Origin of the sequence: Sphingomicrobium astaxanthinifaciens (genome assembly GCF_022865105.1) — a bacterium.
In the GTDB taxonomy this organism is placed as follows: domain Bacteria; phylum Pseudomonadota; class Alphaproteobacteria; order Sphingomonadales; family Sphingomonadaceae; genus Sphingomicrobium; species Sphingomicrobium astaxanthinifaciens.
In genome coordinates, this window is record NZ_JAKNYM010000002.1 from 1,245,801 (window position 1) to 1,262,706 (window position 16,906).

At 69.6% G+C, this 16,906-nt stretch carries 19 protein-coding genes; 5 read left to right on the top strand and 14 right to left on the bottom strand.

Features of this window, described 5'->3' with window-relative positions; all coding sequences use genetic code 11:
* Genes L8951_RS10310 through L8951_RS10350 form a run of 9 tightly spaced genes read right to left on the bottom strand, consistent with a single transcriptional unit; the run spans position 1 to position 6,477 of the window.
* Positions 1–423 carry a hypothetical protein gene (locus L8951_RS10310; RefSeq protein ID WP_244382972.1) on the bottom strand — a complete coding sequence of 141 codons (423 nt, stop codon included), beginning with the start codon at positions 421–423 and terminating at the stop codon, positions 1–3.
* A gap of 11 nt (positions 424–434) precedes the next feature.
* The gene (locus L8951_RS10315; RefSeq protein WP_244382973.1) at positions 435–1,289 is read right to left on the bottom strand and encodes an META domain-containing protein; all 855 of its coding nucleotides are present in this window, start codon (positions 1,287–1,289) and stop codon (positions 435–437) included.
* A gap of 23 nt (positions 1,290–1,312) precedes the next feature.
* Positions 1,313–2,116 carry a TrmH family RNA methyltransferase gene (locus L8951_RS10320; RefSeq protein ID WP_244382974.1) on the bottom strand — a complete coding sequence of 268 codons (804 nt, stop codon included), beginning with the start codon at positions 2,114–2,116 and terminating at the stop codon, positions 1,313–1,315.
* A gap of 31 nt (positions 2,117–2,147) precedes the next feature.
* Positions 2,148–2,423 (bottom strand): HPr family phosphocarrier protein, encoded by a 276-nt coding sequence (locus tag L8951_RS10325; RefSeq protein ID WP_244382975.1) that lies wholly within the window; start codon positions 2,421–2,423, stop codon positions 2,148–2,150.
* An 8-nt stretch (positions 2,424–2,431) separates the two neighbouring features.
* Positions 2,432–2,842 carry a PTS sugar transporter subunit IIA gene (locus tag L8951_RS10330; RefSeq protein WP_244382976.1) on the bottom strand — a complete coding sequence of 137 codons (411 nt, stop codon included), beginning with the start codon at positions 2,840–2,842 and terminating at the stop codon, positions 2,432–2,434.
* Entirely contained in the window at positions 2,839–3,756 is a 918-nt protein-coding gene (gene rapZ / locus L8951_RS10335; protein ID WP_244382977.1) for an RNase adapter RapZ, read from the bottom strand. Before rapZ ends, L8951_RS10330 begins: the two co-directional genes overlap by 4 nt.
* Complete coding sequence (locus L8951_RS10340; protein ID WP_244382978.1) at positions 3,753–4,184, bottom strand: HPr kinase/phosphorylase; 432 nt, start codon at positions 4,182–4,184, stop codon at positions 3,753–3,755. Before L8951_RS10340 ends, rapZ begins: the two co-directional genes overlap by 4 nt.
* A complete protein-coding gene (locus tag L8951_RS10345; RefSeq protein ID WP_244382979.1) occupies positions 4,181–5,758 on the bottom strand; it encodes a sensor histidine kinase in 1,578 nt (525 codons plus the stop codon). The genes L8951_RS10340 and L8951_RS10345 overlap by 4 nt, the downstream gene beginning before the upstream one ends.
* Positions 5,755–6,477 (bottom strand): response regulator transcription factor, encoded by a 723-nt coding sequence (locus L8951_RS10350; RefSeq protein WP_244382980.1) that lies wholly within the window; start codon positions 6,475–6,477, stop codon positions 5,755–5,757. The genes L8951_RS10345 and L8951_RS10350 overlap by 4 nt, the downstream gene beginning before the upstream one ends.
* A gap of 160 nt (positions 6,478–6,637) precedes the next feature.
* Here L8951_RS10350 and L8951_RS10355 point away from each other — a divergent pair, with 160 nt between their 5' ends.
* Both L8951_RS10355 and L8951_RS10360 read left to right on the top strand, forming a co-directional pair.
* Positions 6,638–8,242: a phosphoenolpyruvate carboxykinase gene (locus L8951_RS10355; protein WP_244382981.1), complete on the top strand. Its 1,605-nt coding sequence runs from the start codon at positions 6,638–6,640 to the stop codon at positions 8,240–8,242.
* Positions 8,243–8,318: 76 nt separating this feature from the next.
* The gene (locus L8951_RS10360) at positions 8,319–8,768 is read left to right on the top strand and encodes a hypothetical protein (RefSeq protein ID WP_244382982.1); all 450 of its coding nucleotides are present in this window, start codon (positions 8,319–8,321) and stop codon (positions 8,766–8,768) included.
* A 72-nt stretch (positions 8,769–8,840) separates the two neighbouring features.
* Here L8951_RS10360 and L8951_RS10365 read toward each other — a convergent pair whose 3' ends face one another.
* From L8951_RS10365 to L8951_RS10385, 5 genes are all read right to left on the bottom strand, one after another.
* Positions 8,841–9,278, bottom strand: coding sequence for an FKBP-type peptidyl-prolyl cis-trans isomerase (locus L8951_RS10365; RefSeq protein ID WP_244382983.1), 438 nt, complete (start codon positions 9,276–9,278; stop codon positions 8,841–8,843).
* A 122-nt stretch (positions 9,279–9,400) separates the two neighbouring features.
* Positions 9,401–9,955, bottom strand: a complete 555-nt coding sequence (locus L8951_RS10370; RefSeq protein WP_244382984.1) for an SRPBCC family protein — start codon at positions 9,953–9,955, stop codon at positions 9,401–9,403.
* Positions 9,956–10,057: 102 nt separating this feature from the next.
* A complete protein-coding gene (locus L8951_RS10375) occupies positions 10,058–11,887 on the bottom strand; it encodes a DUF885 domain-containing protein (RefSeq protein ID WP_244382985.1) in 1,830 nt (609 codons plus the stop codon).
* 26 nt (positions 11,888–11,913) lie between these two features.
* Positions 11,914–12,372, bottom strand: coding sequence for an NfeD family protein (locus L8951_RS10380; RefSeq protein ID WP_244382986.1), 459 nt, complete (start codon positions 12,370–12,372; stop codon positions 11,914–11,916).
* On the bottom strand, positions 12,372–13,346 hold the full coding sequence (locus L8951_RS10385; RefSeq protein ID WP_244382987.1) for an SPFH domain-containing protein: 975 nt from the start codon (positions 13,344–13,346) through the stop codon (positions 12,372–12,374). The genes L8951_RS10380 and L8951_RS10385 overlap by 1 nt, the downstream gene beginning before the upstream one ends.
* A 51-nt stretch (positions 13,347–13,397) precedes the next feature.
* Between L8951_RS10385 and L8951_RS10390 the strand changes: the two genes are divergently transcribed.
* From L8951_RS10390 to L8951_RS10400, 3 genes are read left to right on the top strand one after another with little or no spacing between them, the layout of a single operon-like run.
* Positions 13,398–14,240 (top strand): HpcH/HpaI aldolase/citrate lyase family protein, encoded by an 843-nt coding sequence (locus L8951_RS10390; protein WP_244382988.1) that lies wholly within the window; start codon positions 13,398–13,400, stop codon positions 14,238–14,240.
* Positions 14,241–14,257: 17 nt separating this feature from the next.
* On the top strand, positions 14,258–15,721 hold the full coding sequence (gene guaB / locus L8951_RS10395) for an IMP dehydrogenase (protein WP_244382989.1): 1,464 nt from the start codon (positions 14,258–14,260) through the stop codon (positions 15,719–15,721).
* A gap of 10 nt (positions 15,722–15,731) precedes the next feature.
* Positions 15,732–16,901, top strand: coding sequence for an RsmB/NOP family class I SAM-dependent RNA methyltransferase (locus tag L8951_RS10400; protein ID WP_244382990.1), 1,170 nt, complete (start codon positions 15,732–15,734; stop codon positions 16,899–16,901).
* Positions 16,902–16,906: the final 5 nt, after the last annotated feature.

Genomic DNA, 16,906 nt, shown 5'->3' on the forward strand with positions numbered 1-16,906 from the left:
CTAGCCGCTGCGCCCGCTCGGGGGCACGATGCTGCGCTGGCCGCAGCCGCGCAGGACCTGGTCGCCGAAGGTGACCGTCACGCGGTGCGGGTAGGTCGCGCCTTGCTCGCCGATGGTGCAGCGGCCGTGCATCGCGACGAGGGTCATGCGCTCGCCCTGGTAGGTGTCGCCGTCGGTATGGCCGGGGGTGAAGCGGAGCAGCCGGTCGGTGGCGCGCAAGCCGCCATCGGTGACGAGGCTCATCGCCTGCCCCTCGATCGTGAGCCGCCAGTTGGGCCCTGCCGCGGCGTAGCGCACGTCGACCATCGGGCCGGCCTCAATCGGCCCCGCATAGGGCGCCTGCCCCGCATGGGGATCGCGCGAGGGGGTGCCGCAGGCGGTGAGCAGGAGCGCGGCGAGGGCGGGCGGGGCAAGGCGGATCATGGCAGCTTCTCCTAGCGGGCGCGCACGGCGTCGATCCGCCCGCGCTCGTTCGACAAGGTCAGGCGGTCGCGCTCGAGCGCGACGCGCACCGGGCGCGACAGGATGTTGGTGGCGCGGGTTTCCATCGTCATGTCGGCGCACCCCATTCGCGTCATCGCCAGCCCGTCGCCCAGGTCGAGCCGGTCGCCGACGAGCCGGTAGCGCCCGCGCATCTCGTTGCACCCGAACTTGGCGACGAGCGAGGCGTCGGGCAGAAAGTTGAGGTAATGATCGCGCGCGGGCACGGCGACGCCGTTGACCCGCGTCACCTGCCAGTTGGTGCGCGCGAGCGGCACGGCGGGGGCATCGCGCTCGGTGTCATATCGCTGCTGCTCCCAGCCGGACTGGAAGAAGCGCTCGGGCGCGCCGCAGCCGCGATAGCCGCGCCCGTCGACCCACACCTGCACCTCGTTGGGATAGACCCGATCGCTCATGCCGTCCGAACATTCGCGGTGGACGATGTTCACCTCGAGCCGGCGGCCGCGATAGAGATCGCCGGCGACCCCGCGCTGGAGGCGCGGGGTGGGTTCGGCGACGCGCATCCCGTCGGCATTTTCGAAGCGCATCCCCTCGGGGGTGAGCGTCAGGCTCCAGAAGGGCTCGGTCCCGACCGCGCGATAGGGATCGACCGCGGGCGCGCCGTAGCGGTCATCGTCCGGCGGATAGGGCCCGCGCGGCGGCGGCGGATAGCCATAGGGGTCGGCGCCCGCGTAGGGGTCGTAGCGATCGCAGGGCGGGTAGGGATCGCGCGGCCCGTAGGGCATCGTGCAGGCGGCGAGCGCGGCCGCGGCGGTGGCGAGCAAGACGATACGGGGGGCAGCCATCATGGCTCCGAAACGATTCCCCCGAGCTAGCGGTTCCTCCACGAGGAGCGCACCTCGAAGGCGGTGACCGCCGCCGCGATCGCGGCGTTGAGGCTGTCGGCGCGCCCGTGCATCGGGATCTTCACGAGCAGGTCGCAGGCGGCCTCATAGTCGGCGGGGAGCCCCTGGCTCTCGTTGCCGATCAGCAGGAAGCAGGGCGCCGCGTAGGGGGCGTCGCGATAGTCGTGGCGGGTCTGGAGGCTGGTGCCGACGAGCTGCCCCGGCCCGCTGCGCAGCCAGCCGAGGAACTCGTCCCAGCGCGCCTGCGCGATCGCCTGCGTGAAGATCGCCCCCATCGAGGCGCGGACCGTCTCGACCGCGAAGGGGTCGGCGCAGTCGTCGACGAGGATCAGCCCGCCCGCGCCGACCGCGTCGGCGGTGCGCAGGATGGTGCCGATATTGCCCGGATCGCGCAGTTTCTCGCCGACGAACCAGAGATCGGCCTTCGCGCGGTCGAGCGAAGACAGCGCGGTGTCGGGCTGGGCATAGGCGGCGATCAGCGCCTGCGGATTGTCCTTGCCGCTCATCTTCGAGAGGATGTCGGGGGTGGTCAGGATCGCATCGCCGCCCGCCGCCTCGGTGGCGTCGATGATCTCGCGCGCGAGCGGGTGCGCGGCGCCCTGCGGGCCGAAGGCGATCACTTCGGGCAGCCGCCCTTCGTCGCGCGCCTCGGTGATGATGCGCAGCCCCTCGGCGAGGAACAGCCCCTCGGCGCGGCGCGCCTTCTTGTCGCGCAGGCTGCGCAGGAACTTGACGGTGCTGTTTGAGAAGGAGGTGATTTCGCGCGGCATGCGACCGCCCTAGGGCGTCGCGCGCGCAAGCTCAATCCTCGTAGAAGCGGTCCTTGACGAGCCCCGCCAGCTTGTCGAGCGCGGGCTTGGCGTTGGCGCCCTCGACATGGATGGTGATGCAATCGCCCATCGCGGCGCCGAGCATCATGAGCCCCATGATCGACTTGCCGGTGACGCGGTTGCCGTCCTTCTCGACCTCCACCGTCACCCCGTCGCCGATTTCGTGGACGAGGTTGACGAACTTGGCCGAGGCGCGTGCATGGAGCCCGCGACGGTTGGAAATCTTGATCTTCTTCGAAACGGTCATGACGGTCTTCAGGCGGCGGCTTCGCCGAGGATCTCGGACGCGACCGAGATATATTTGCGCCCCGCGTCGCGCGCCGCGGCGACCGCGTCGGCCACGCTCATCGTCTTGCGCGCGCTCTCGAGCCGGATCAGCATCGGCAGGTTGATCCCCGCGATCACCTCGACGCAATTGGCATCGCCCATCAGGCTGATCGCCAGGTTGGAGGGGGTGCCGCCGAACAGGTCGGTGAGGATGATTACCCCTTCGCCCTGGTCGTTGCGCGCGATCGCCTCGGCGATGTCGGAGCGCCGTGCCTCCATGTCGTCCTCGGGCCCGATACAGATGCCCTCGACCGCCTGTTGTTCGCCGACGACATGCTCCATCGCCGTGATGAACTCGGTCGCCAGGCGGCCGTGGGTGACCAAAACCAAACCGATCATGAAACCGCTCTGTCCTTCTTCCGCTTCTCGAACCGGTCGTCGGGCTGCGCTGCAAGGTCGCGATGCCTGATCGACACGTCATGACCCCTCGACCTGAGGCGAATGGCCATGTCTTCCGCCGCTGCCACCGAACGGTGTCGGCCCCCCGTACAGCCGAATGCGATCGTCAGATAATGTTTGCCCGCTTCCCAATAGCGCGGAATAAGGTCAACCACCAATGTTTCAATCCGGTCCATGGTCTGGCCATAGGCTGGATCGGCAGAAACGTGAGTTTTCACGGCTTCGTCGCGCCCGGTGAGCGGTTTCAATTCGGGCACCCAGTGCGGATTGTCGAGGAATCGCATGTCGAAGGTGAGGTCGGCGGTGCGCGCGACTCCGCGCGCGAAGCCGAAGCTGGCGACGGTGATGACCGGCCGCTCGGCTCCGTCGCGAAAGCGGCTGCGCAGGTCCTCGCGCAGTTCGACCGGCTTCGTCGCGGTCGTCTCGATCACCGCATCGGCGCGCTCGCGCAGCGCCGCGAGCAGCCGCCGCTCGAGCCAGATCCCGTCCTCGGCCGGGCGGTCGTCGGCGAGCGGGTGGCGCCGCCGGGTCTCGTCGTAGCGTCGCGCCAGCTCGGTCGAATCGCAATCGAGGAACAGCAGTTCGGCCTCGATCCCCTCGAGCCCGTCGAGCGTCTCGAGCAGCGCGTCGGTCGAGAAACCGCGGCTGCGCATGTCGATCCCCACCGCCATCGGCGGCGGGTCGGCGCCCACGTCCTGCGCGACATAGGGTTCGAGCATCGCCACCGGCAGGTTGTCGACGATGTCCCAGCCCCAGTCCTCGAGCGTGTCGAGCGCGGTCGACTTGCCCGCCCCCGACATGCCGGTGACGACGAGCAGCCGGCGGCGGCGGCGTGGCGCGGGGGCGGGGGTCATTGGCCGACCTCGCGGCGCAGCGCCTGTTCGACGAGGATCGGCGCCGAGGGGGCGCGCGCATCGAGGGCAAGGAGCGGGACGCGACAACCGAGCAAGGTCATTTCCTTTTCGTCGAGGGGGAATCGTTCGATCGGGCTGTCGAGCCCGATCGCCAGCGCGACGGGGACGTCGGCGACATGGGGCAGGTCGAGGATGCCGACCCCGCGGGCCTCGAGCTTGCCCGCGATCGTCGGCGGGGGCGAGGCGTGGAGCGCGTCGTGATCGAGGTGGACGATGGTCCGATCATCGGCGATCAGCTGGTGCCCGCGGTCGATGAGCCGCAGCGCGAGGTCCGACTTGCCTGACCCCGAGGCGCCGAGGAACAGCACGGCGTTGCCGTGGATCGCCACGCTCGTGGCGTGGACGATGTCGCTCGACCCGTTCCTCATGCGCCGTCCCACCCCGGCAGGAGGATGGTGAAGCAGGCGCCCTCGGCGCCGTCGTCGCGATCGCACACCATGATGTCCCCGTCATGGCCCTCCACGATCGCGCGCGCAATAGCCAGTCCGAGCCCCGAATGGCGCCCGAACTCGCGCGTGTCGGGGCGGTGCGAGTGGAACCGGTGGAAGATCGCGTCGCGTTCGTCCTCGGGCACGCCCGGTCCCTCGTCGGTGATGGTCAGGCGGATCATTCCGCCGTGGCGCACCAGCGTGATCGCGATGCAGCCCCGGGGCGGCGAGAAGCTGACCGCATTGTCGATCAGATTGTCGATCGCGCGGGCGAGCCGGGTCGGTTCGCCGAAGACGAGGAAGGGGCCGCTGCCCTGCGTGGTCAGCGAGAAGCGCGCGTTGCCCGTCTCGCGCCGCTCCTCCCACGCGCGGATCAGCTGGCGCGCCAATTCGTCGAGCGGCACCGGCTCGAGCTGGGCCCGGGTGAGCTCGGCGTCGGTCCGCGCTGCCTCGGCGATGTCGCTGATCAGCCGGTCGAGCCGGTTGACGTCCTGCCGGACGACATCGAGCAGTCGGTGGCGCACCTTGGCATCCTCGACCCGCTCGAGGCTGTCGACCGCGCTACGCAGCGAGGCGAGGGGGTTCTTCAGCTCGTGGCTGACATCGGCGGCGAAGGCCTCGATCTTGTCGATCCGTTCCTGGAGCGCGCCCGACATGTCGCTGACCGCGCGCGCGAGCGCGCCAACCTCGTCGTGGCGGCGCGGCAGCCGCGGCACGTTGACCTGCCGGGCGCGCCCGGTGCGCACACGGTGCGCGGCGAGCGCGATCCGGCGCAGCGGCCGCGCGATCGTGCGCGCGAGGAACAGCGACAGGCCGATCCCGATCGCCAGCGCGAAAGACAGGAGGATGGCGAGCGTCGAGCGCTCGCGCCGGACCCGGTCGGTATAGTCGCGGTCGTTGATGGTGGCGAGCAGGCTGCCGCCGCGCGGGGTCGGGACGGCGGCGGAGAAGACGGGGGTGCGGTCGGGCGCCTCGCGCACCCGCGTGACCACCTCGCCGCGGGCCCTGGCGGCGGCAATCTCGGGCCACGCCGCGGCCACGTCGCGGGCGGGTTCGGCGAAGGGCTCGATCGGCGGCGCGGCGACGAGCGCGTTGAACCCGCGGTCGATCACCCGCGCCGCCTTCTTGGTCCAGCGCTGGGTGGCGGGATCCTGCAGTTCGTAGGTGGGCGCGCCGCCCTCCCAGCTGTCGGCGACGAGGCGACCGTCGGGACCGTAGATGCGCAGCCGCGCGCCCTCCGCCGAGCCGAGCGCGGCGAGCAGGTCGAGCCGTTGCTGCTGCGGCACCCGCGCGCTCGCCAGTGCCGCGGCGGCAGCGTCCTTGGCGAGGCTGTCGACCCGTTCCTCGCGCAGCTGCGTGCGATAGGCGTCGAGCCACAGGATGCCGAGCGCGACGATGAGGATCGGCAGGATGTTGACCGCGAGGATACGGTGAACGAGCGTCCAGTAGCGCCAGAAGGCGGGGACATCGCCGCGGGCCCGCCTGCTCGATCCGGTGAAGGGCGGCGCGATCATTCCTCGCCGAACCGGTATCCGACCCCGTAGAGCGTCTCGATCGCGTCGAAGCTGCCGTCGATCGCGCGAAACTTGCGGCGGATCCGCTTGATGTGGCTGTCGATCGTGCGATCGTCGACGAAGACATCGTCCTGGTAGGCGGCGTCGAGCAGCTGGTTGCGCGACTTCACCACCCCGGGGCGCTGCGCGAGGCTGTCGAGGATGAGGAATTCGGTCACCGTCAGCGTCACCGGCTCGCCGTCCCAGCTCACCTTGTGGCGGGCCGGGTCCATTTCGAGCCGCCCGCGCCGGACGAGCGCGCCGGCGTCGTCCTCGCCGCCCTGCTCGCCGTTGCCGCGCGCCAGCTCCTGTCGCCGCAGGAGCGCGCGGATGCGCGCGATCAGCAGCCGCTGCGAGAAAGGCTTGGTGATATAGTCGTCGGCGCCTGCGCCGAGCCCCTCGGCCTCGTCGAGCTCGTCATCCTTTGAGGTCAGGAAGATCACCGGCATGATGCTGAGCGGGGGCTCGGCGGCGCGCACGCGGCGCAGCAGTTCGAGCCCGTCCATCTGCGGCATCTTGATGTCGAACACGCCGAGGTCGGGCGGGTTCTCGGCAAAGGCCCGCAGCGCCGCGGCGCCGTCGGAATAGACGCGGGTCCCGAACCCCTCGGCCTGGAGGGCGATCGACACGGAAGTGAGGATATTCCGGTCGTCGTCAACGAGCGCGATCATCTGCGTCATTGTCATCGGCCTTGGCGGTTTCGCGACGGGAACACAAGATTCTTCGGCGCGTGAACGTTCACAGCCTAGACCCGTCGGGGTGATGGTGCCAGTAGGCGGCTGCACGCGTATGCGGCGGCCGGGACGGCGTCGCCGACTGCAAAAGTTGAAAGGAAATCAAGTGACTGACCGGACGCCGAAGCACCAGCTCGACGATCAGGGATTTGCCACCAGTGCATCGATCCATTGGAACCTCACCACCGCGCCGCTGGTCGAGCAGGCGCTCGCCCGCGACGAGGGCAAGCTCGCCAAGCACGGTCCGCTGGTGGTCGAGACGGGCAAGCACACCGGCCGGTCGGCCAAGGACAAGTTCATCGTCAAGGACAGCGTTTCGGCCGACACCGTCTGGTGGGGCAAGACCAACAAGTCGATGAGCGAGGAGCATTTCGCCAACCTGCTCGCCGACTTCAAGGCGGCCTTGAAGGACAAGGACGAACTGTTCGTCGCCGACCTCTATGGCGGGTCGCAGCCCGAGCATCGCGTCAAGGTCCGCGTCATTAACGAATATGCCTGGCACAATTTGTTCATCCGCACGATGCTGGTGCGTCCCGAGAGCGACGAGCTTCCCGGCTTCACCCCCGAATATACGATCATCGACCTGCCCAGCTTCCGCGCCGACCCCGAGCGCCATGGCTGCCGCAGCGAGACCGTGATCGCGGTCAGCCTCAAGGAAAAGCTGATCCTCATCGGCGGCACCGAATATGGCGGCGAGATGAAGAAGTCGGTGTTCGGGCTGTTGAACTTCCTGCTGCCCGAGGACGGCATCATGCCGATGCACTGCTCGGCCAATATCGGCGCGCAGGGCGACACCGCCATCTTCTTCGGCCTGTCGGGCACCGGCAAGACGACGCTGTCGGCCGACCCCAAGCGCACGCTCATCGGCGACGATGAGCATGGCTGGTCGGACAGCGCGGTCTTCAACTTCGAGGGCGGCTGCTATGCCAAGATGATCCGCCTGTCGGAAGAGGCCGAGCCCGAGATCTACGCCACCACCAAGAAGTTCGGCACCGTGCTCGAGAATGTCGTGATGGACCCGGTCACCCGCGAACTCGACCTCGACGACAACAGCCTCGCCGAGAACAGCCGCGGTGCCTATCCGATCGATTACATTCCCAATACCTCGCAGGATAATCTCGGCCCGGTCCCGCAGAACATCATCATGCTGACCGCCGATGCCTTCGGCGTGCTGCCCCCGATCGCCAAGCTCACCCCCGACCAGGCGATGTACCACTTCCTGTCGGGTTACACCGCCAAGGTCGCGGGCACCGAGATCGGCGTGACCGAGCCCGAAGCGACCTTCAGCACCTGCTTCGGCGCGCCCTTCATGCCGCGCCACCCGACCGTCTACGGCAACCTGCTCAAGAAGCGGATCGCCGAGGGCAAGGTCGATTGCTGGCTGGTCAACACCGGCTGGACGGGCGGCAAATATGGCGTCGGCAACCGCATGCCGATCAAGGCCACCCGCGCGCTGCTCGACGCCGCGCTCGACGGGTCGCTCAACGACGCCGACTTCCGCAAGGATCCCAATTTCGGCTTCGCGGTGCCGATCGCGGTGCCGGGCGTGGACAGCGCCATCCTCGACCCGCGCTCGACCTGGGCCGACAAGGAGGCCTATGACGCCACCGCGGCCAAGCTGGTCGACCTGTTCAACGAGAATTTCGCCGAATTCGCCGACCATGTGGACCAGGGTGTCCGCGAGGCGGGTCCGGTAAAGGCGACGGTGTAGGTCACCGACCGACCCCGTCAGGAGAGCGAGAGGCCCGGTGGAGCGATCCGCCGGGCCTCTTCCCTTGGTGGAGACGATGATGAGCGACGACGCGCCGCGCCTGTTCGCGGGCGATGCCGAGATCGAGCGGTTGGGGGAGGGACTGGTCGCCCGCGACCTCGCGCGCGAGGACTGGACGCACGAGGCGCATCTGGCGGCGACCACCTATCTGCTCCTGCGGCGCCGCGACCTCGACCTCGACGCTGAGCTACCCGGGCTTATTCGCCGCTTCAACGAGAGCGTGGGCGGGGTGAATGACGACAGTCAGGGCTATCACGACACGATCACCAAGGTCTTCCTCGCGGGCATCCGGCACTATCTGGCCACGACGGGCGAGGGGGCGAGCCTTGCCGAAACGGTCAACGGGCTGCTCCAGTCCGACATGGGACGGCGCGACTGGCCGCGCCGTTTCTATAGCGAGGAGCGGTTGTCGAGCGTGGCGGCGCGGCGCGGGTTCGTCGTCCCCGACCTCGCGCCGCTGCCCTAGGCGCGGCGCATCAAAAAGGCCCGCCCGTCAGCGACGACGGGCGGGCCTTCTTTTTCCGGTTGATCGAATGCCTTAGGCGGCGGCCTTCACTTCGCGCAGCGTGATGTCGAAGGTCAGCGTCTCGCCCGCGAGCGGGTGGTTGCCGTCGGCCTTCACGCTGTCGTCGCCGACCTCGATGATGACGAGGTTGATCGGCTGCCCGGTCGGCGCCTGCGCCTGCAGCCCCATGCCGGGCTGGGGTGCCATCTCGGCGGGCAGGTTGGCGCGCGGGATGTCGATGATGAGTTCGGGGCGGCGCGGGCCGAAGCCGTTCTCGCAGGCCAGTTCGACGGTCTTCTGTTCGCCTTCCTCCATGCCGGTCAGCGCGGCCTCGATCGGCGGGAAGATCTCGCCCCCGCCGAGCGTGATGGTCTGCGGCCCGTCCTGCTGGGTGTTGCCGACAATGGTCCCGTCGTCCTTCTTGACGGTGAAATCGATGGTGACGGTGTCACCTTCGCGTGCAGTGGTCATGATGATCCTTCGATGTTCGGGGATGGTACTGGCCCGGGTCGGGGGCGGAGACGCGTTCTCCGCTCCAGGAGCCTTAGGGGCCATTGTCGCAAGCCGGGGGGGCGGGTGTCAAATCGGCGCCCCTAGCGCTGCGTGTCGGGGCATGCCGGCCAGACCGTCTGGCCCGAAATGGCCTTGCGCAGCTGCCCATAGGACCATGTGTTGCCGTCGATGAAGAAGGCCTTCATCGCGTCCCACGCCGGACCCGATCCGTAGCCCAGCCCCCAGCTCACCAGCCGCGTCCTCCCGGAAGCCTCGGGATGGAACTCGATCAGGTTGAACAGATTGCCGCGCGCCGAATAGACCGTGTCATTCATCCAGTCGGCCTCGCGAGCCACGTCGAGATCGGACTGGAGGGTGAGCATGCGCCGGGGCACGTAGTTGACGATCCGGAGCGTGATCGTACCCGGGTCGCCGATGCGCGCGCAGGGATCGTAATGGGTTCGGATCGATCCCCCCGGACGCAGGTCGACAGCGGCAACCGGCGCCATCCAGGCGCCGACCTTGTCAGCTTCGGTGAAATAGGCCCAGGCGTCCTCCACCCCGACGTCGAGCTCGACCTCGTGCCGCACCAGGTCCTGCTGCGGCGCGGCGGTCTGGGCGATGGCCGATGCGGGCAGGAGGGCGAGGGGCGCCAAGGCATTTCGCATCCGTCGCACCATCATCTCGGCCTCCTCGCGCACCTCGAGTGCCGCCGCTTACCATGGCGGGGGGGGGCAGATGAAGGGCCGCGCGCGGCCTCAGCCCGCCGCGATATAGCGGCTCACGTTCTTGGCGAGCACATCCATCGGCACGTCGCCGCCCTTGATGACCGCATCGTTGAAGCCCTTGAAGCGGTAAGCGCTGCCCATCTCCGCTTTGGCCCGGTCGCGTTCGCGGTTGATGGCGATGTGGCCCACCTCGTAGCTGCACGCCTGCCCGGGCCAGCTACAATAGCGGTCGATCTCGGGGGCGACTTCGGCGATCGGGTTGCCATTGGTCTCGTGGAACCACTGCACCGCCTGGTCGCGGCCCCAGCCCTTGGCGTGGAGGCCGGTGTCGACGACCAGTCGACAGGCGCGGAAGGCGATCGACTGGAGATAGCCCAGCTTGAAGACCTCGTTGCCCTTGTAGACGCCGAGTTCGTCGGCGAGCTGCTCGGCATAGAGCGCCCAGCCTTCCGAATAGGCACCGAAGGCGAGCAGCGTGCGGATGAGCGGCAGCTGGTTGGCATATTCGCCCTGCCAGACATGGCCGGGGATCGCCTCGTGGTGGAGCAGGCTCGGGAGCGAGAACTTGGGGTGGATGCTGGTGTCGAGCAGGTTTATCCAGAACTTGCCCGGCACGCTGCCGTCGATCGACCCCGCGCCGCCATAGGCGCCCGGCGCGCCCGGCTCTTCCTCGGGCGGCAGGCGGCGGATCTCTACATTGCCCGGCGCCAGCGTGTCGAAGGCATTGGGCATCTCGGCACGGATGATCTCGAGCCGCTCGTCGAGGAAGGCGAGCAGCTGCTCGCGGCCCGCGTCGGTGTTGGGGAAGAGATAGTCGGGGTCCTCGCCGAGCGCCTTCATCCGCTCGCCCACCGTGCCGCTGGTGTAGCCGACACCCTTCAGGATCGTGTCCATCTCGGCGTAGATCTCGTCGAGCCGGTCGAAGCCGAGCTGGTGGATTTCGTCGGGCGAGAGGGTGGTGGTGGTCGCGGCCTTCAGGGCCCAGCCGTAGAAGTCGCTGCCGTGGGGGCGCGCATCGATACCGGGGGCGCTAGCGGCGAGGGGACGCTGGCGTTCCATCTCGGCGATCTGGCGCTGCATCGCGGGGGCGACCTGCTGCGCGGCGATCGCATGGGCGCGGGCAGCCCAGTCGCCCGCGAAGTCGGCGCGGCGAGCGAGCGAGGTGACGAGCGTGCCGTCCTCGGCGAGCATGTTGGCGCGCGCGGCGCGCATCTGCGGCAGCGCCTTGTCGATGAGGAAGTCGGGGGGGACGAGCCCTTCGTCCTCAGCCGCCATCCGCATCCGCAGCGTCTCGCCGTCCAATTGCTCGGCGAAGCTTTCGAGGCGCGCGAGATAGGCTTCGGCATCGGCCGGCGTCTCGACCGTGTGGCTGCTGTCGAGGAAGCGGGGCACGTCGAGATAGGCGCCCACATTCTGGATCACGACATAGGGGGTGTTGCGCCAGCTGCCGACGGTGGCGTCGCCATAGGGCAGCGCCATCCCCTCGAGCGCGGTGGCGTAGGCCGAGCGCACCACCTCGACGCTGGTGCGCGTGTCGGCATCGAGCGTATCGGGATCGACACCGTCGAGGCTGCGAAGATCGGCGGCGATGCGCGCCTCGAGCGCGGCGCGGCCCGCGGGACTGCGATCCTCGAGCCGCGACTTGAGCGGCGCGCGCGACCCCTCGTCGATGCCCAGCGTGGTCGCTTCCTCGGGCTTGAGCCACAACAGGTTCTCGGCGATGCGGTCGAGCAGCGCGGGAACCTCGTCCGCCGCGAGCGCGCGCGTCGGGGCGAGCGCCGGGGGCGCGGCGCACCCCGCCAGCACGAGGGTGGAGGTACCGGCGGCGAGCGCCTCGCGGCGGGTGAGGTCGAGCGACATCGAGGTCTCCTAGAGGAACAGCAAGGTCAGGCGGGGGGCAGCGCCTCGGGAGCGGCGACGATCAACCGGGTGCCCTCGACCGCGCGGATCTCGAGCCGGTCGCCCGCCTTGGCGCCGACCGGGCCGCGCGCGTTCCACTCGCTGTCGCCCAGTTTCACCCGGCCCTCGCCATGCGGGAAATCGGTCGCGGCGGTGACGCTGCGCCCGATCACCTGCATCGAGCGCTCGTTGAGCATGCCGTCCGATTCATCGATCGCGGGGCGGGCATAGACACGTCGCCCGATCAGCACCGCGACGCTGGTATAGACCGCGAACAGCACCAGCGTCTCGGTGGTGCCGAGGTCGAAGCCCCAGGCGAACAGCCCCGCCGCGATCGCGGCGAGCCCGACGAAGGCGAGGAAGACGCCGGGCAGCATCAGTTCGGCGGCGAGCAGGAGGATGCCGCCGATCACCCACCAGCCGCCGGGCGGGATCTCGCCCAGCATCAGTCGCGCCCCGTCTTGGGCAGCCCGGTGCCGCCCGCGTTGCCCGAGATGCGCGCGGCGACGTCGCCGTCCTTGCCGAGCACTTCCTTCGACAGTTCGGCGATCCCGCCGAGCGAGCCGATGAGGTTGGTCGCCTCGACCGGGAAGAGGATGGTCTTGGCATTGGGACTGGTGGCGAACTTGCCGATCGCGTCGACATATTTCTGCGCGATAAAATAGTTGATCGCCTGCTTGTCGCCGCTCGCGATGGCTTCCGACACGACCTGCGTGGCCTTGGCCTCGGCCTCGGCGAGCCGCACGCGCGCCTCGGCTTCGGCGAAGGCCGCCTCGCGCTCGCCCTCGGCCTCGAGGATCTGGCCCTGCTTCTCGCCCTCGGCGCGCAGGATCTCCGACTGGCGCTCGCCCTCGGCCTCGAGGATGGCGGCGCGTTTCTCGCGCTCGGCCTTCATCTGGCGGGTCATCGCGTTGACGATGTCGGCGGGCGGGCGGATGTCCTTGATCTCGACGCGGGTGATCTTGACCCCCCACGCCTCGGTCGCCTGGTCGACGACGCTCAGCAGCCGGGCGTTGATCTCGTCGCGCTTGGACAGCGTCTCGTCGAGGTCCATCGAGCCCATCACGGTCCGCAGGTTGGTGGTCGAGAGCGCCATCAGCGAGGAATAGAGGTCGCTCACCTCATAGGCGGCCTTCGCGGCGTCGAGCACCTGGAAGAAGACGACACCGTCGACGCTGACCATCGCATTGTCGCGGGTGATGATTTCCTGGCCCGGAATGTCCACGACCTGCTCCATCATGTTGATCTTGTGGCCGACGCGATAGAAGATCGGCGGCACGAAGTTGAAGCCCGGGGTCGCGGTGCGGGTGAACCGCCCGAAATGCTCGATCGTATAGCGATAGCCCTGGCGCACGATCTTGATCGCCGCGGCGAAGTAGAGAAACACGAAAAAGGCGAGTACGCCGACAATGAGTTCCATCGAAAGTCCCCCGGAATGGTTGGTCGCGGGCATGATGCAGGAGGGGTGCACGTGACGCAAAGAAAATTCGGTAACCGCGCGGCGCTGTTCGACCGCCCGGCGGTGCTGTTCTGCCCGGCGAACCGCGAACGGGCGGTGGCCAAGGCGCGCGACAGCGGTGCCGACATGGTGATCCTCGACCTCGAGGACGCGGTGGCCGAAGCCGACAAGCCGGCCGCGCGCGAGGCCGCGGTCGCGGCGGTGGCGGACGACTGGCCGATGCCGGTCGGCATCCGCGCCAACGGCAGCGGGCACGGAGCGCACGCCGCCGACGTCGCCGCGATCGGGGCGAGCGCGGCGGACTTCCTCGTCCTCCCGCTGGTCCACGAGGCGGCGAGCATCACCGCGGTCAAGGCGCAGTGCGACCTGCCGGTGGCGGCGATGGTCGAGACCGCGCGCGGGGTGGTGGCGGCCTCGGCCATCGCCGAGGTCGCCGCGATGCTGATCGTCGGCACCAACGACCTTGCCGCCGACCTGCGGCTGCCCGCGGGGTCGGGGCGTGGGGCGATGGGCTATGCGCTGCAACGGGTGCTGCTGGCCGCGCGCGCACGCGGCATCGCCGCCTATGACGGGGTCTGCAACGTGATCGAGGCGCCCGAACAGCTGCGTGCCGAGGCGGCGGAGGCGCACGCGCTCGGCTTCGACGGCAAGACGCTGATTCACCCCAGCCACATCGCGCCGGTGCAGGCGGTATTCGCGCCTTCCGAGGCCGACATCGAACGGGCGCGCAAGGTCGTCGCGCTCGGCAAGGAACCGGGCGGGGCGATCAATTTCGAGGGCGAGATGGTCGAGGCCATGCATATCGCCTCGGCAAGGCGGCTGCTGGCGCGCGCGGGGCTTGGCGAATCGGACTGAGTTTGCAAGGGGAGGGGATGGCCCAAGACATCCCCCTCGCACTCACCTTCGACGACGTCCTGTTGCAGCCGCGCAAGAGCGCGGTGCTGCCCAGCCAGGTGTCGACCCGGACCCGCTTCACCCGGCAGATCGAGCTCGCCATCCCGATCCTGTCGGCGGCGATGGACACGGTCACCGAGGCCGACATGGCGATCGCGGTCGCGCAGCTCGGCGGCATGGGGGTGCTCCACCGCAACCTGTCGATCGGCGAGCAGGCCGCGGCGGTCCGCGCGGTCAAGCGGTTCGAAAGCGGGATGGTGGTCGAACCCATCACCATGCGTCCCGACCAGTCGCTCGCCGAGGCGCTCGAGCTGATGAAGGCCAATCGCATCAGCGGCATCCCGATCGTCGAGGGCGACGGCAAGCTCGTCGGCATCCTCACCAACCGCGACGTGCGCTTCGCCGAGAACCCGGCGGTGCCGGTGAGCGAGCTGATGACCAGCCAGGACCTGGCCACCGTGCCCGTCGGGGTGAGCCAGGAGGAAGCGCGCAAGCTGCTCCACCAGCGGCGCATCGAGAAGCTGCTGGTGACCGACCGCGACGACAGGCTCGTCGGGCTCATCACCACCAAGGACATCGAGAAGGCGGTGGCCAGCCCGCATGCCACCAAGGACGAGGGCGGCCGCCTGCGCGTCGCCGCGGCCTCGACCGTGGGCGAGAAGGGATTGAAGCGCGCCGAGGCGCTGATCGAGGCGGGGGTCGACTGCATCGTGATCGATACCGCGCACGGTCACAACGACGCGGTCGGCGAGGCGGTCGCGGCGGTCAAGGCGCTGTCCGACGAGGTCCAGGTGGTGGCGGGCAACGTCGCCACCCCCGAGGCCACCCGCGCGCTGATCGAGGCGGGCGCCGATGCGGTCAAGGTGGGCATCGGCCCGGGCTCGATCTGCACCACGCGGATCGTCGCCGGCGTCGGGGTGCCCCAGCTCACCGCGGTGATGCAATGCGCCGAGGAGGCGGCCAGGGCGGACGTGCCGATCATCGCCGACGGCGGCATCCGCACCTCGGGCGACATGGCCAAGGCGCTGGCGGGCGGGGCCAGCGCGGCGATGGTCGGCAGCCTGCTCGCGGGGACCGAGGAAGCACCGGGCGAGACCTTCCTCTACCAAGGGCGTGCCTACAAGAGCTATCGCGGGATGGGCAGCGTCGGGGCGATGAGCCGCGGCTCGGCCGACCGCTATTTCCAGCAGGACATCAAGGATCACATGAAGCTGGTGCCCGAGGGGATCGAGGGGCGGGTGCCCTTCAAGGGACCGGCGCGCGACATCGTCCACCAGCTGGTCGGCGGGGTGAAGGCGGCGATGGGCTATACCGGGTCGGCGACGATGGCCGATTTCCGCGAGCGCGCGCAATTCGTGCGGATCACCAATGCGGGCCTGTCGGAAAGCCACGTCCACGACGTGTCGATCACGCGCGAGGCGCCCAACTACCCGACCCGATGACACGCGTCGCATGACCCCGGCAGCGCGCCTCCAGGCGGCGATCGAGATCGTCGATACGGTGATCGACGCGGCGCGCGGCGGCGGGGCGCCTGCCGATGTTATCGTGCGCGACTATTTCCGTACCCGCCGGTACGCCGGCTCGAAGGATCGCCGCGCGGTTCGTGCGCATGTCTATGCGATGATCCGCCGCCATGCCGCGCCGCCGCCGAGCGGCCGCGCCGCCGCGCTCGGGCTCGCCGCCGACGACCCCGCGCTCGCCGCCTTGTTCGACGGCAGCGCGCATGCGCCGGCACCGATCGCGCCGGGCGAGGCGGCGCCCGCCGCGGGGCAGGTGCCCGACTGGCTGGTGCCGCGGCTGTCGCCGCTCGTCGATGCGAGCGAGCATGCCGCGCTGCTCGAGCGCGCGCCGCTCGACGTCCGGGTCAACATCGCCAAGGCGACGCGCGATGCGGTGCGCGACGAGCTCGGTGGCGAGCCGACCCCGCTGAGCCCGTGGGGACTGCGGTTTGCCGCCGAGACGCGGCTCGACGACACCCCGGCCTTCGCGGCGGGGCGGATAGAGGTGCAGGACGAGGCGAGCCAGCTGGTCGCGCTCGCCTGCGCGCCCGCGCCGGGGGCGCGCGTGCTCGACCTGTGCGCGGGCGCGGGCGGCAAGAGCCTCGCGCTCGCCGCGATGCAGCCCGCCGCGCGGCTCGTCGCCGCTGATGTCGACAAGCGCCGTCTCGGCCAGCTGCCGCGCCGCGCCGCGCGCGCGGGGGCGGCGATCGAGACGCTGCTGCTCGATCCGCCGCGCGAGGCCGACGCGCTCGCCCCCCTTGCCGGGCAGGTCGACTGCCTGCTGGTCGATGCGCCGTGCAGCGGCTCGGGCACGTGGCGGCGCAACCCCGAACTGCGCTGGCGGCTGACGCCCGAGCGGCTCGACGCCTTCACCGCGATCCAGGCGCGGCTGCTCGCGCTCGCCGCCCCGCTGGTGCGCCCCGGCGGGCGGCTCGTCTACGCCACCTGTTCGCTGCTCGAGGCCGAAGGCGCGGCGCAGGTCGACGCCTTCCTCAGCGCGCATTCAGCTTGGTCGGCGCAGGATCCGCTCGCGGGTGGACGGCGGTCGGGCGCGGGACGATTGTTCACCCCGGGGCACGATGCGACCGACGGATTTTTCATCGCCTGCCTCGAAAAAGGCTGATAGAT

Bases quoted from the DNA above. Each gene is read 5' to 3' on its own strand.
- L8951_RS10315 (WP_244382973.1), bottom strand. From the start codon at position 1,289: ATGATGGCTGCCCCCCGTATCGTCTTGCTCGCCACCGCCGCGGCCGCG.
- L8951_RS10375 (WP_244382985.1), bottom strand. From the start codon at position 11,887: ATGTCGCTCGACCTCACCCGCCGCGAGGCGCTCGCCGCCGGTACCTCC.
- L8951_RS10350 (WP_244382980.1), bottom strand. From the start codon at position 6,477: ATGACGCAGATGATCGCGCTCGTTGACGACGACCGGAATATCCTCACT.
- L8951_RS10310 (WP_244382972.1), bottom strand. From the start codon at position 423: ATGATCCGCCTTGCCCCGCCCGCCCTCGCCGCGCTCCTGCTCACCGCC.
- L8951_RS10330 (WP_244382976.1), bottom strand. From the start codon at position 2,842: ATGATCGGTTTGGTTTTGGTCACCCACGGCCGCCTGGCGACCGAGTTC.
- L8951_RS10340 (WP_244382978.1), bottom strand. From the start codon at position 4,184: ATGAGGAACGGGTCGAGCGACATCGTCCACGCCACGAGCGTGGCGATC.
- L8951_RS10320 (WP_244382974.1), bottom strand. From the start codon at position 2,116: ATGCCGCGCGAAATCACCTCCTTCTCAAACAGCACCGTCAAGTTCCTG.
- L8951_RS10400 (WP_244382990.1), top strand. From the start codon at position 15,732: ATGACCCCGGCAGCGCGCCTCCAGGCGGCGATCGAGATCGTCGATACG.
- L8951_RS10365 (WP_244382983.1), bottom strand. From the start codon at position 9,278: ATGACCACTGCACGCGAAGGTGACACCGTCACCATCGATTTCACCGTC.
- L8951_RS10380 (WP_244382986.1), bottom strand. From the start codon at position 12,372: ATGCTGGGCGAGATCCCGCCCGGCGGCTGGTGGGTGATCGGCGGCATC.
- L8951_RS10325 (WP_244382975.1), bottom strand. From the start codon at position 2,423: ATGACCGTTTCGAAGAAGATCAAGATTTCCAACCGTCGCGGGCTCCAT.
- L8951_RS10360 (WP_244382982.1), top strand. From the start codon at position 8,319: ATGATGAGCGACGACGCGCCGCGCCTGTTCGCGGGCGATGCCGAGATC.
- L8951_RS10345 (WP_244382979.1), bottom strand. From the start codon at position 5,758: ATGATCGCGCCGCCCTTCACCGGATCGAGCAGGCGGGCCCGCGGCGAT.
- rapZ (WP_244382977.1), bottom strand. From the start codon at position 3,756: ATGACCCCCGCCCCCGCGCCACGCCGCCGCCGCCGGCTGCTCGTCGTC.
- guaB (WP_244382989.1), top strand. From the start codon at position 14,258: ATGGCCCAAGACATCCCCCTCGCACTCACCTTCGACGACGTCCTGTTG.
- L8951_RS10385 (WP_244382987.1), bottom strand. From the start codon at position 13,346: ATGGAACTCATTGTCGGCGTACTCGCCTTTTTCGTGTTTCTCTACTTC.